This is a genomic window from Undibacterium sp. GrIS 1.2, assembly GCF_040544435.1.
GTDB lineage: Bacteria > Pseudomonadota > Gammaproteobacteria > Burkholderiales > Burkholderiaceae_D > Undibacterium.
This window is the reverse complement of record NZ_JBEONP010000047.1, coordinates 26,972-40,316: the sequence shown is the minus strand read 5'-3', so window position 1 is coordinate 40,316 and position 13,345 is coordinate 26,972. Positions and strand designations below refer to the sequence as shown.

9 protein-coding genes and 1 pseudogene are annotated in these 13,345 nt (G+C 47.1%); 5 read left to right on the top strand and 5 right to left on the bottom strand.

The window, feature by feature from the left end; translation table 11 throughout:
- Positions 1-95 (top strand): annotated as a pseudogene (locus tag AAKU61_RS17570) (biopolymer transporter ExbD); the annotation flags it as partial.
- Positions 96-224: 129 nt separating this feature from the next.
- Here the strand turns inward: AAKU61_RS17570 and AAKU61_RS17565 are convergent.
- Positions 225-1,157, bottom strand: coding sequence for a sulfurtransferase (locus AAKU61_RS17565; RefSeq protein ID WP_354334357.1), 933 nt, complete (start codon positions 1,155-1,157; stop codon positions 225-227).
- Between the two features lie 150 nt (positions 1,158-1,307).
- Here AAKU61_RS17565 and dnaE point away from each other — a divergent pair, with 150 nt between their 5' ends.
- The 4 genes from dnaE (at position 1,308) to waaF (ending at position 9,156) form a co-directional block, all read left to right on the top strand.
- Entirely contained in the window at positions 1,308-4,904 is a 3,597-nt protein-coding gene (dnaE, locus tag AAKU61_RS17560) for a DNA polymerase III subunit alpha (RefSeq protein ID WP_354334355.1), read from the top strand.
- Positions 4,897-6,267 (top strand): O-antigen ligase family protein, encoded by a 1,371-nt coding sequence (locus AAKU61_RS17555; RefSeq protein WP_354334353.1) that lies wholly within the window; start codon positions 4,897-4,899, stop codon positions 6,265-6,267. Before dnaE ends, AAKU61_RS17555 begins: the two co-directional genes overlap by 8 nt.
- A 94-nt stretch (positions 6,268-6,361) precedes the next feature.
- Positions 6,362-8,110, top strand: coding sequence for a lipid A export permease/ATP-binding protein MsbA (gene msbA, locus AAKU61_RS17550; RefSeq protein ID WP_354334351.1), 1,749 nt, complete (start codon positions 6,362-6,364; stop codon positions 8,108-8,110).
- Positions 8,111-8,118: 8 nt separating this feature from the next.
- A complete protein-coding gene (gene waaF, locus AAKU61_RS17545) occupies positions 8,119-9,156 on the top strand; it encodes a lipopolysaccharide heptosyltransferase II (protein ID WP_354334350.1) in 1,038 nt (345 codons plus the stop codon).
- An 18-nt stretch (positions 9,157-9,174) separates the two neighbouring features.
- Here waaF and AAKU61_RS17540 read toward each other — a convergent pair whose 3' ends face one another.
- The 4 genes from AAKU61_RS17540 to rlmH all read right to left on the bottom strand — a co-directional run bounded on the left by AAKU61_RS17540 (position 9,175) and on the right by rlmH (position 13,147).
- Positions 9,175-10,269, bottom strand: a complete 1,095-nt coding sequence (locus AAKU61_RS17540; RefSeq protein ID WP_354334348.1) for an acyltransferase family protein — start codon at positions 10,267-10,269, stop codon at positions 9,175-9,177.
- A 256-nt stretch (positions 10,270-10,525) separates the two neighbouring features.
- On the bottom strand, positions 10,526-11,989 hold the full coding sequence (rng, locus tag AAKU61_RS17535) for a ribonuclease G (protein ID WP_354334346.1): 1,464 nt from the start codon (positions 11,987-11,989) through the stop codon (positions 10,526-10,528).
- A gap of 35 nt (positions 11,990-12,024) precedes the next feature.
- Complete coding sequence (locus tag AAKU61_RS17530) at positions 12,025-12,657, bottom strand: Maf family protein (protein ID WP_354334344.1); 633 nt, start codon at positions 12,655-12,657, stop codon at positions 12,025-12,027.
- 19 nt (positions 12,658-12,676) lie between these two features.
- Positions 12,677-13,147 carry a 23S rRNA (pseudouridine(1915)-N(3))-methyltransferase RlmH gene (rlmH, locus tag AAKU61_RS17525; RefSeq protein WP_322119912.1) on the bottom strand — a complete coding sequence of 157 codons (471 nt, stop codon included), beginning with the start codon at positions 13,145-13,147 and terminating at the stop codon, positions 12,677-12,679.
- Between the last annotated feature and the right edge of the window lie 198 nt (positions 13,148-13,345).

Sequence of the window (13,345 nt, the reverse complement as noted above, 5' to 3'; positions counted from 1 at the left end):
TACCGTATAAAGCGGTGGCGCATGTGATGGCGGAGGCGCAACGACTGGGCGTCAATAAGATCGGTATGGTTGGTAATGAGCAGTTCTTGAAGTGATGCGTTAAAAATTGATCGAAAAATCACTTTGATGATAGCTTAAAGCTAGATCAAATAAAAAAGGCTCCAATTGGAGCCTTTTTTACGACTACTGATATGACTTTATGGCCTATCGCTAGCCTGGTAATATTATTTTGAAACTCGCTCTGCCTGTTCCGATCCAGCTTCGGGCGCGATACTGGTGATCTCTAATTTTTTGCAATGAGGACATGACTTGCCTGGCACATACCATGAGGAAAGCTGCTCTCGTGGTGTGACAACGGCTCGGCATGCGTAGCATTGTTCGGTGTCTGTCGCTTCTAACTGCGGGTTAAGTGCAGTTCTATAATCGAAGACAAAGCAGTCGCCGTGATAATGCGCGCCACCGACCTCTTCAAAATATTTCAAAATGCCACCTTCAAGCTGATAGACATTATCAAATCCTACATTTTGCATGTGAATGGCGGCTTTTTCGCAGCGAATTCCACCTGTGCAAAAGGTAACGACCGTCTTGTCGTTTAATGCATCGCGGTTTGCTTCAATCACCGCAGGGAATTCAGTAAATTTTGTAATACGATAATCAATCGTATTGTCGAAACTACCGACGTCTACTTCAAAGTCGTTGCGGGTATCAACCATTACGACGGTTTTGCCTTGATCGTCATGGCCTTGGTCTAGCCAGCGTTTAAGCGTCTGCGCATCCACCGCTGGAGCGCGACCAAGTTCTGGCTTAATCAGCGGCATGCGCATTGTGATGATTTCTGCTTTCAGCTTGATTAATAATTTGGTGAATGGCTGCGTCGCAGAGAGACTTTCTTTCGCCACAATATCGGCAAAGCGCGGATCGGTATGTAGCCATTCCATGTAGGCATCAATCTCATGGCGTAAGCCCGCCAGGAACATATTGATACCTTCTGGTGTCAATAAAACGGTACCTTTGAGCTTGAGCTCCTGGCATTTAGCGATAAATTCTGGACGTTTTTCAGCAGTATCGTTAAAGGTAATAAATTTATAAGCCGAGATGTTTACGTAAGGCAGGTCAGGCGAATTAGGACTTGCCAAGGTAGAAGTTGCAGACGACATGGAATAGTTTCAGTAAGTCATTGATTTGGCAGCATTATAAACTTTTCTGCTAGTGATTTTCCAGTTTTGCTCATTAAAACTAGAAAACCAAATCCCGATTTTGACTGCACAGAAATCGTTTTCCCTTCGCCAGCACGGTAAAATATCGGAATGACTACTGAACTAACTCTTCCCCAAGATTCAAGCCTTGCTATCGCTGCAACTGTTGACGCCGCTGCCGTGGTGGTTGCAACACCCGCTACAACATTAGCCCCAGCCTCAGCCTCATATCAAAACACTTTTCCTCAATTTGTACATTTGCGTTTGCATTCCGAATATTCGATTGTCGATGGCTTAGTGCGCATTGATGACGTGATTAAGGCGGCGGTTAAAGACAAGCAGCCTGCGTTAGCGATCACCGATTTAGCTAACTTGTTTGCGATGGTGAAGTTTTACAAAGGTGCTCGCAGTAAAGGGGTTAAGCCGATTGCAGGTTGCGATACATGGATCACGAATGATGCAGACCGGGATAAACCATCTCGCCTGTTGTTGCTGGTAAAAAATCGCAAAGGATATTTGCAGTTATGCGAGTTGTTAGCGCAAGCCTGGTTGAGCAATCAACATCGTGGCCGTGCAGAAATTCGCTTTGAATGGTTGCAGGCATTATTTGAAGCAGATCAGAAAACGGGTGAGCAACCAGGCTTAATCGTTTTATCCGGTGCTCATTTTGGCGATGTTGGTATTGCGATCGATAATGGTAATTTAGATGCAGCTGAGGCCAATGCTCAACGTTGGGCGACTATTTTCCCTAATCACTTTTATATTGAAATCCAACGTGCAGGGCAGCCGAATATGGAGGCGCATGTACGTCAAGCGCTTGCATTAGCAACTAAATTACGCTTGCCAGTCGTTGCTACTCATCCTATCCAGTTCATCAACAAAGAAGACTTTATTGCCCATGAGGCGCGTACCTGTATCGCAGAGGGCGATATGTTAGCCAATGGTCGTCGCGTGCGACGCTTTAATGATCAGCAATGCTTTAAAACGCAAGCTGAAATGGTCGAGTTATTTGCCGATCTGCCGGGGGCCTTACAGAATGCAGTTGAGATCGCCAAACGCTGTAATTTGACTTTGGAATTAGGTAAGCCAAAGTTGCCAGATTTCCCTACACCGGATGGCATGACGATTAATGATTTTTTGGTCGCAGAGGTTGAAAAAGGATTAGAGCTAAGACTGGCGCAACTTTATCCCGATGTGGAAAAGCGTGAACTACAAAGAGAGCGCTACGAATCGCGCCTTAAGTTTGAGACCGATACGATCATCAAGATGGGCTTTCCAGGTTACTTCTTGATTGTTGCTGACTTCATTCAATGGGCAAAAAATAATGGCGTACCAGTTGGCCCCGGTCGTGGATCAGGTGCTGGTTCATTGGTTGCGTATTCCTTGTTGATTACTGATCTGGATCCACTTGAATACAATTTGCTGTTCGAGCGTTTCTTGAATCCAGAACGGGTATCGATGCCCGATTTTGATATTGATTTTTGCCAAGAAGGGCGTGATCGCGTCATTCAATATGTTAAAGATCGCTATGGAAAAGAGGCGGTATCGCAGATCGCAACCTTCGGTACCATGGCCGCAAAAGGTGCAATCCGTGACGTTGGCCGCGTACTCGATTTTGGCTATATGTTTTGCGATGGTATCTCAAAATTGATTCCGTTTAAACCGGGCAAACAAGTCACTATTGCCGAGGCGATTATTGAAGAGCCAATGCTGGCCGAGCGGCAGGAAAACGAAGAAGAAGTCAAAACACTGCTCGATCTGGCACAACAAGTTGAAGGTATTACCCGCAATATTGGTATGCATGCCGGTGGTGTTTTAATCGCTCCTGGCAAGCTCACAGATTTTTGCCCTTTGTACACGCAAGGTGGCGATTCTGGTGTGGTTTCTCAATATGACAAAGATGATGTCGAAGCTGTTGGTCTAGTTAAGTTCGACTTTTTGGGTTTGACTACGCTGACGATTTTGGATCGTGCCGTTCGCTACATCAAAATGTTAGACCCAGCGATGGCCGATTTTGATCTGGCTAAATTGCCACTGAATGACAGACCGTCTTATGAGTTATTAACCAAAGCGAAAACTGTTGCCGTATTCCAGCTAGAAAGCCGTGGCATGCAAGGCATGTTAAAGGATGCGCGCCCGGATCGGTTTGAAGACATCATCGCTCTGGTCGCTTTATATCGTCCTGGTCCTATGGACCTTATCCCTGATTTTTGTAAACGTAAGCATGGTGAGAAGTTTGATTATCCTGATCCGCGTACCGAAGGCATTTTGTCCGAAACCTACGGCATCATGGTGTATCAAGAGCAGGTAATGCAGATGGCACAGGTGGTCGGTGGTTACTCACTCGGCGGCGCCGATTTGTTGCGTCGCGCGATGGGTAAAAAGAAAGCGGAAGAAATGGCGGAGCATCGTCAGATTTTCCGTGATGGTGCCGCTAAAGACGGTTTGCCGCAATCCAAAGCCGACGAGATTTTCGATTTGATGGAAAAGTTTGCCGGCTACGGATTTAACAAATCTCATGCTGCGGCTTACGCGTTGTTGTCTTATCACACGGCTTATCTCAAAGCACATCATCCTGCCGCGTTTATGGCAGCCAACTTGTCGCTGGCAATGGATGACACCGACAAGATTAAAATTTTGGTAGAAGATACGCTGGATGTCTGCAAACTGACTTTGCTGCCGCCGGATATTAACCAATCAGATTATCGCTTTATTCCTGTTGGTGAGCCGGGTAAAAAGGCAATGCAGATTCGCTACGGTCTGGGCGCCGTAAAAGGCTCAGGACAAAACGCGATTGAAAGTATTGTTGCCGCCCGCACTGCGGGCGGACCCTTTGTCAGTTTGTTTGACTTTGCCAAGCGTGTAGACAAACGCCAAGTGAATCGCCGCACGTTTGAATCATTGATACGCGCCGGTGCAATGGACAGTCTGGGCAAAGATCGTGCAGTTTTATTAGCGACCGTGCCGCTGGCGATGGAAGCTGCAGAACAGGCAGAAGCAGAGATTAACCAAGTGAGCTTATTTGGCGATCATGAAGATATGATCCCACCTCCGGAGTATGTGAAAGCGGAGCATTGGTCTGATAAGCAGCGCTTGATGGAAGAGAAATTAGCACTTGGCTTTTATCTGTCGGGTCATTTGTTTGATGCCTATGCACCGGAGGTTCGGCAGTTTATCAAAACCACTTTGTTGAAGTTAGAACCTTCACGTGATTTACGTTTGATTGGCGGTGTGATAGCTGCTTTGCGTACTCAGATGACACAACGCGGCAAGATACTAATCGTCACCTTAGACGATGGTACTGCTACCGTCGATGTAACGGTCTACAGCGAAATGCTGGACGAGTATAAAAACTTATTTAAAGAGGATGAATTCTTAGCCGTACTCGGCAAAGTATCCGAAGATAGATTCTCAGGCGGACTTAGAATCACTGCCGAAAAAATTATGGATATCGGCAGGGCGCGTGTTCAGTTTTCGCAAGGTTTACGTTTGTCATTAGATGCAGGTACTGACCTGAAGAAATTGCAAGACCTACTCAAGCCAAGTCTTAATCCAGAGGGTTGTCCAGTGTTGATACGCTATCAAAATAAAGATTCAAGTGCTGAATTATATTTATCTGATCAATGGCGCGTCAGTCCAGACGATCATTTGCGACAAAAATTAGGTGAGTGGTTATCGCCGGACAAAGTGCAGATTGAGTATGCCTGATCAATTATCTAAACTTGGTTTGGATCTGAGCAATAATCAAGTATCCCCGACGGGATCTTTTCGTTTGCTGCCGCAAGTGCCATCTCACATATTGGCCTACTTACCGTTGACTTTGTTTTTTCCAGTCGGTGTGATGTATGGCGGTGTTTTGCTGTTTTATATCGGCCTGATCGCCTCAGGTGGATTCGCGCAAAAGTGGCAGCGTATCCGCCAAAGTCCCATGTTGTGGCCGGTACTAACGCTAAGTGCTGTCAGTGTTTTGATTGCGTTGATACACGACAGACCAGATGGTGAGTTCTGGTCTGGCTTTTGGCATTATCAGACCTTTCTGTTTCTGTTTCCGTTTCTCAGTATTGGTGCCGGAATATGGCAAAAAAAAGCGCTGAAGATTTTTTTTGCTGGCGCGATTTACGCCGCTACTTTGTACTATTTAAATTTTTTACACTTATTGCCAAACAACACTTTATTCCGTAGTTATGTGGTGTACGAGGGGAATAAGTCCATCTTACTTGGCATCTTGCTGGCCATAGCTGCGGCTTGGATGTTGCACGAATTGTTCCTGAGAAAGAACCATCAGGTCATCAGAATCATCGTGCTAATTTATGTTGTGACCGCGTTGGTATTGCTGGCAAAGACCCGCACGGCAAGTTTAATTTTTGTACTGTTATGTGCATTGATGGCATGTCGTAATTTACGTTGCTCGTGGCGCAATGCGGCAGTGCTTGGATGTTTCTGCGCTGGGCTTGCCGGCGCCTGGCAATACGTACTCAGCTTGCCAACACCTAGCATTTGCGCTGTAAATGAGATGCGGCAAATCGGCCCGCTTCAGATATTGATCACTCGCGCTGAATGCACTATTCATCAAATTCATTCCTTTAGTGAGGGAAAGAATATTGGCGAAGATGGAATGCGCCTGGAGATTGATAAAATCACCACACAGATCATTATTGAGCAGCCATGGATCGGGCACGGAATCGCCAGTTGGATGCCGATTTACCAGCAGCGTGCTAAGGGCATGATGAGTGGCACAATGACGACTCCGCATAACGATTATCTGTTGTACTTTACCGAGCTTGGATTCGCAGGAGTAGTCGCGCTTTTGTATATTTGGTTTACGCAATTGCTGGTAGCGTATCGTATGCGCAGTTCGGCGTTACATCGTGAACGCGCTATGTTGCTGGCTATGTTGGTTATCACGATGATGGTTGGCGGTATGTTTAACGCCATCTTGCGCGACGGCGTATTTGGTATGGCGTTTATGATTTTACTGAGCATACCGCTGGCAGGTGTAGAACGTCGCTCTATGAATAAAGATGCAGACGTTGAAGAATATAACGATCCATCGCATATTAAAACTAATTAAAAAAACGAAAAAGGATTGTCCAATAAATATGCGCCTCCCAGCAATAAAATGCTCTGTAAGCCTTATAAGATCTGGACAATGAAAAATATAGACAATGGCATTATTTAATAAACAGACAGTACAAATTTCCCAACGCTTGTGGACTTCCATGCATGAGCATAGAAATATGTTGTGGGTAACGGCGCTTACCATGCTCTTGACGGCGTTGACCGAGGCAATGTTCCCACGGGTCTTTGGTTACTTGTTGGATCATGGTTTTAAAGGTGAGAAAACTAATCTGGCACTCTGGAAAATTCCTGCCGCCATTGTTGGTATTTTTATTTTGCGCGGACTGTGTACCTTTACCACCAGCTATCTCATGTCATGGATTGCAGCTAGTCAGTTAAACGATTTACGCGCCCAAGTTTTTGCCCGAATTTTAAATGTCCCGATTAATTTTTATCAAACAGAATCCAGCGGACGCGTGATTAATACCATCATGTTTGAGGCGCAGCAAATCGTAGAAATGGTCAAAGTATCGATCACGACTTTATTCCGTGATTCATTTACTGTCGCGGTATTGTTCATCTATTTGCTGTGGATTAATTGGAAATTGACTTTGGTTACTTTGATCCTGATTCCTGCAATGGCCTTGCTGATACGCAGGGTCAGTAAGCGACTGCGCAAGCTCAATCATGATCAGTTAGAAGTCAATGGCGAGCTGACGCAGGTCATTGAGGAAACCACTCGCGCTAGCCAGGTGATCCGTATTTTTGGTGGGCAAAAATATGAGCAACAGCGCTTCGATCTAAAGAATGAAAAGCTGCGTGGCTATGCGATGAAAACCACGATTGCGGTCGCATCAACCACGCCAATTACTCAGATTCTTGCGGCTTGTGCAGTCTCCGTAGTTGTCATGTTGGCGGTTGTGCAAAATAAAACTTCAGTGGGTAATTTCGTTGAATTTATTATGGCGATGATGCTGTTATTAGCACCCTTAAAAAGACTAGCTGATCTTAACGGCCCCTTACAACGTGGCATGGCCGCAGCAGAATCTGTGTTCTCCATGATAGACGCAGCGCCAGAAAATGATAGCCCTAGCGCCACTGCATTAACTGCCAGAGCTCAAGGCAAGCTGGAGTTTATTAACACTAGCTTTAGCTATCCAGGCCAAGAGCAAATCGCATTGAAAAATATCAATCTCAGCATCCAGCCTGGAGAGACCTTGGCCTTGGTGGGTATGTCTGGCGGTGGCAAGACCTCGCTGGTGAATTTGGTGCCGCGGTTTTATCAGGCAACTGGCGGAGATATTTTATTGGATGGCGTTTCGCTCAACCATATTTCACTCACTAGTTTGCGCGCTCAAATCGCAATGGTCAGCCAAAGTGTGGTCTTGTTTGATGATACGGTTGCTGCCAATATTGCCTATGGCGATGCGCAGCCAGACAGGGCTCGGATTGCTGCTGCTGTGACTGCGGCACATATGGATGATGTTGTGCAGGAATTGCCTGAGGGCCTGCAAACCATGATTGGTGACAACGGTAGCCGTTTATCCGGCGGTCAGCGTCAACGCTTAGCAATTGCCCGGGCGATCTATAAAGATGCGCCGATTCTGATTTTGGATGAGGCAACTTCAGCCTTGGATTCTGAGTCCGAACGCGCGGTGCAATCGGCATTGGACGAGCTGATGCAAGGCAGAACGACTTTAGTGATTGCACATCGTTTATCTACGATAGAACGCGCCAGCCGGATTGCCGTGTTAGTCGACGGTAGTATCAGCGAGATAGGGACACACGCAGAGCTGCAGGCAAAAGACGGTGTGTACGCTAATTTATATCGCCTGCAGTTCACGGCATCAGCATAAGTCTCAATATGAACGCAGAACCAATCAGCAAGGCACGCATCTTAGTCATCGCCCCAAACTGGATTGGTGATGCAGTCATGGCGCAGCCTTTGTTGCAGCTCTTAAAACAACGCTACCCACAGCATGCGATTGATGTACTGGCAGCGGCTTGGGTTGCGCCCGTATTGCGCGCCATGCCGGAAGTCGATAACGTGCTGGAGACACCGTTCAAACATGGCTCTTTGCAATTGCGTGAGCGCTGGCGCTATGCCCGACAATTACGTCAGCGAGCTTATGTTGCTGCCTATATTTTGCCGAATACCTTGAAGTTTGCTTTAATCCCCTGGCTGGCCGGTATTCCGAAACGGATCGGCTATAAAGGAGAGAGTCGCTACGGACTGATCAATGTTATGCATCATGACGATCCGCTTGCCGCGCGCGCGATGGTACCGTTTTATGCCGCATTAGCCAGTGCGCCAGCGAGTACAGTAGTCACAACGATTCCACGTCCAAGCTTGTCGGTTGCACCTGCGCAAATTGCCAAGGTGTTAGAGCAGCTTGGCTTGTTGGTAGAAAAGCCGGTGATCGCTCTCGCACCGGGGGCAGAATTTGGCAATGCAAAACGCTGGCCTACCAGCCATTTTGCACAGTTGGCAATACAGATTTTACAGATGCGGCCAGATACCCAAATCGTTTTGCTAGGTTCACCCAAAGATCAGGCGGTGTGTGAAGAAATTCGCCAGCTTTGCCCACAAGCCCATCATCTGGCAGGCAAGACCAGTCTGGATCAAGCTATTGCGCTGATCGCCAGCGCCGCTACGATCGTCAGTAATGACTCGGGCCTGCTGCATATCGCCTCGGCATTAAATCGTCCTGTGATCGCCTTATACGGGCCTACGGACCCTGACCATGCGCCGCCATTTTCAGATATCGCTTATTCACTGTCCTTGCGCTTAAGCTGCTCGCCATGTAAACAGCGTGAGTGTCCGTTAGGCCATCAAAATTGTATGCAGCAATTAAGCAGTGATAGCGTCTGGAAGATCGTAGAGCAGATAGAGCAAGCTTGATATTGCAGTCTCTGATCCCTAGCCGGGTTTATTTTCCGAACCCGGTTTGAGAGACAATCTTCGTGGTGGATAAAATAAATACTTTAGTGATGAGAACGCTGATTGCTTACTCAAGCGATCAATCAGGATTGGTATCGCAACACCGGCAAGGCAGCCAAGCAGCAAATGTACCGCTAGATTATTCACTCCCAATAATTTGCTTAGCACTATCCGCAGGCCGCTTGCCACCAGCACATGCATCAGATAAATCGTCATGGAGCATGAACCAATTAATGACAGCAAAGCTAGCCATGGTGGTAAGCCAGCCTGTGCCGTAGGTTGCGATAATTGGGCTAGAAAAACAGCAATGCTACAAATGAAGACGATAGAAATCACCGCCAGTAACAGACTCAGTAGACCTTGGTGCAGATAGGTGAAACCTAACCCTTGATGAAAGCCCCATTGTGCCGCCACAAATGCGCACCCACTTGTGGTCAGCCATAGCATAGGCCGTTTGGTGATGACTTCAGCAAGCTGTTCGGATTGTATGCCCAGTACAAAAAATACAAAGTAAGCCATAAGATAATCAATGGGGAAGGGCGCAGCAATGCTGCCGTTGCCATTCTCAATGTACAGCGCAGAAGCAATAAGCAATACCAAGGCCAAGGGACGCAACTTGGATGACGCTACATTCAACTGAAGAAAACGATGCAGTAAGGTCGCTAATATAAATACCAAAAACAGTACATATAAAAACCAAAAGTGCGCACGAGGCATCCAGAATAAAGCCAGCACTTCTGCAATACTGACTTTGCCATTCGTGTACTTAGATAAAAATACTGCGACCATGCCTTGCAGCAGAGACCAAACTACGTAAGGATAGGCAATGGTTTCCAGCTTACCAATGAGCAGATTTTTAGCGCCATATTTTTGGAATGAGGCATTAAAAAATAGACCCGATAAAAAGAAAAACAATGGCATGTGAAAGCTATAAATCACACTATCGATCAATGAGTAGGTCGTTTGATCAAAAGGGATTCCGGCATTCCAGACACCGCGGGCAACATGACCATACACCACCAGTAAAATGCCGATGGCTTTAGCATAGTCAACCCAGATAGCTCGATTTGTCATAGGTGATGTTGTCGGCAGATTTTTTATTGAATATCAGACGTCCAATCATTCTGAGGCTTACAAGCCTAAAATGCGCCAGAGGCCGCAGAATGATTGGACGTTCTAAGTTTAGAAGTTCCCTTTTATATTCTTTAGTTCAGTAAGGTGCGCCATGCGCGACGCTTCACTTAAGCAACGTCATTTCTAGCGCAAATTATTTCCTCTGCTTGATTGGTGTGCATGGCGCATCCTGCTGGCTACTAACTGGCAGAAACCTTTACATCAAAATAATATCGTACTGTTCTTGCGGGAATACGCTTTCTACTTGCAGCGATATCGGCTTACCGATGAAGTCTCCTAACATAGCTAAATGCTGCGACTCTTCTTCCAAAAACATATCGACTACGACTTGCGACGCCATCACGCGGAATTCTCGCGGGTTGAATTGTTTGGCTTCACGCAGCAGTTCGCGCAGGATTTCGTAGCAGATGGTGCGTGCAGTTTTGACTTGACCTTTGCCGCTACAGGCTGGGCAAGGTTCACACAAAATGTGTGCCAGTGATTCTCGCGTGCGTTTGCGGGTTACTTCCACTAAGCCCAAGGCCGAGAAGTTGGATACCGATAATTTGGTACGGTCGCGGGATAAGGCTTTGTTCAATTCTGCCAGTACGGCGGTTTTATGTTCCTCATTCTCCATATCAATAATATCGAGAATGATGATGCCACCCAGATTGCGTAAGCGTAGCTGGCGGGCAATTGCGTGCGCCGCTTCCAGATTGGTTTTGAAGATGGTGTCATCAAAGTTACGACCAGCGACAAAGCTCCCAGTATTGACGTCGATGGTGGTCATGGCCTCGGTCTGATCGATGATCAGATAACCACCCGATTTAAGATCGACCCGGCGTCCTAATGCACGCTGAATTTCTTCCTCTACGCCATACAAATCAAACAGTGGACGCTCGCCCGTGTAGTGCTGTAGTTTAGGTAAAACAGAGGGCGTGTAGGTGGTGCCAAATTCATGCAGCATCACGTAATTTTCACGCGAGTCAATCTGTATCGTGGCGGTTTCTTCGTTGACGAAGTCACGTAATACGCGCTGCGCCAGATTTAAATCTTGATGTAATAAGGTGGCTGGCGGTTGGGTCTTTGCCATTTGCGTAATGTTAGCCCAGGTGCGACGCAAATATTCGACGTCGGCTTTCAGATCCTGATCCGAGGCATCTTCTGCCATGGTGCGTACGATGAAGCCACCTTTTTCGCCCGGCTGCTGCAAGCTTAATACCTTGGCGCGCAGAGCTTCGCGCTCGGCTTCGTTTTCTATTCTTTGTGAAATGCCGATATGGGAATCTTGCGGCAGATATACCAGCATGCGGCCAGCGATAGAGATTTGGGTAGAGAGTCTGGCACCCTTGGTACCGATAGGATCTTTAATCACTTGTACTGTCACGGATTGACCGTCATACAGCAATTTTTCTATCGGTGTCAGCGCGTTATTGCCACTCTCTTGTGAGCGTGCATCCCAGATATCGGCGACATGTAAAAATGCGGCACGCTCTAAACCAATGTCGATAAACGCAGATTGCATACCGGGTAACACGCGGACCACTTTGCCGAGGTAAACATTGCCAACCAGACCGCGGGACAGGGTGCGTTCGATATGAAGTTCTTGCACCGCACCCTGAAAAATCAGGGCAACACGAGTTTCTTGTGGGGTGATGTTGATGAGGAGATTTTCGCTCATAATTTAATAAAATATTCGATACAATAAATAAGCAATTAGGGGATGTGAATACCAGCTTGACGTAGCAGCGTGGTGGTCTCAAATAAGGGCAGTCCCATGATGCCAGAATAACTGCCGCTGATGTGGGAAATAAAGCGCGCCGCAGCACCTTGGATGCCATACCCGCCCGCTTTGTCGTAGGGTTCTGCGGTGATGCAATAGGCCAGAATTTGTTCTTCGCTTATATCTGAAAAAGTTACTTCAGAGCGCTGTGTTATGTGCCAGTGTTCATGCCCATGCCCATGCATGCCAACTACCGCAAGGCTAGTCAACACCGCATGAGTTTGACCCGATAAAGCACGTAACATGTCGCAGGCTTCAGCCTGATCTGCGGGCTTGCCAAGAATACGGTCATGGATGACCACGGTTGTATCTGCCGCCAATACCGGACGCGGCGCTAATTTGCGCTGTTGCATGATGCTCCAGGCGACTTGGGCTTTTTCCTGGGTCACGCGTTTAACGTAATCCATGGGCAATTCGCCAGGCAAGACGATTTCAGTGACATCGGGACCGCGTGGCGCGGTATCACGTAATAAGAGCAGATCAAAATCGATACCAACCTGGCGCAGTAACTTACGACGGCGCGGACTTTTGGAGGCAAGATAGATTTTGTTGTCGGTGATGGCCATAGGGTGTCCTTTTATCTTGTCAGACCCGATGGTAAGGATGATTTTGCGTAATCGACCAGGCACGGTACAACTGCTCGGCTAATAGTACGCGCACCATGCCATGCGGCAATGTCAGGCTAGAAATGCGGATCAGCATATCGGCTTTCGCTTTAAATTCTGCATCCAGACCGTCTGCACCACCAATCACAAAAGCTACATCACCACCGGCTTGTTGCCATTGCGTGAGTTGCTGCGACAGGCCGACGCTGCTTAGATCTTTGCCGCGCTCATCGAGTGCAATGATGCGTGTATTTTTGGGGAGCACAGCTTCAATTTTAGCGCGTTCTAAGGCCATGACGGTCTCGGCGGTTTTGCTGCCGGAGCGCTCGACAGGTTTGATTTCTTTCAGCACGATACGACAATCGGCAGGCATGCGCTTGCTGTATTCGTTAAAACCCGTCTCTATCCAGGCAGGCATTTTGTGACCGACGGCGGCGATGATGAGTTGCATATAATTGATAAAAAATGGCGTGGTAATTAAACCAAAAGAAATAAAAATGAGTTTAGCTGAAAATATACTCCTAGTAAGTATATTTTAATTGTCCATAAATTCCATGGTCAATGGTGCATATTTATATAAAATAATGGGGAGTATATTCATATTCCTCAATATCACATCGTGACACAGCCAGCATCGTCAGGATGCCAT

Bases quoted from the DNA above. Each gene is read 5' to 3' on its own strand.
- AAKU61_RS17565 (WP_354334357.1), bottom strand. From the start codon at position 1,157: ATGTCGTCTGCAACTTCTACCTTGGCAAGTCCTAATTCGCCTGACCTG.
- msbA (WP_354334351.1), top strand. From the start codon at position 6,362: ATGGCATTATTTAATAAACAGACAGTACAAATTTCCCAACGCTTGTGG.
- AAKU61_RS17530 (WP_354334344.1), bottom strand. From the start codon at position 12,657: ATGGCCATCACCGACAACAAAATCTATCTTGCCTCCAAAAGTCCGCGC.
- waaF (WP_354334350.1), top strand. From the start codon at position 8,119: ATGAACGCAGAACCAATCAGCAAGGCACGCATCTTAGTCATCGCCCCA.
- dnaE (WP_354334355.1), top strand. From the start codon at position 1,308: ATGACTACTGAACTAACTCTTCCCCAAGATTCAAGCCTTGCTATCGCT.
- rlmH (WP_322119912.1), bottom strand. From the start codon at position 13,147: ATGCAACTCATCATCGCCGCCGTCGGTCACAAAATGCCTGCCTGGATA.
- rng (WP_354334346.1), bottom strand. From the start codon at position 11,989: ATGAGCGAAAATCTCCTCATCAACATCACCCCACAAGAAACTCGTGTT.
- AAKU61_RS17555 (WP_354334353.1), top strand. From the start codon at position 4,897: ATGCCTGATCAATTATCTAAACTTGGTTTGGATCTGAGCAATAATCAA.
- AAKU61_RS17540 (WP_354334348.1), bottom strand. From the start codon at position 10,269: ATGACAAATCGAGCTATCTGGGTTGACTATGCTAAAGCCATCGGCATT.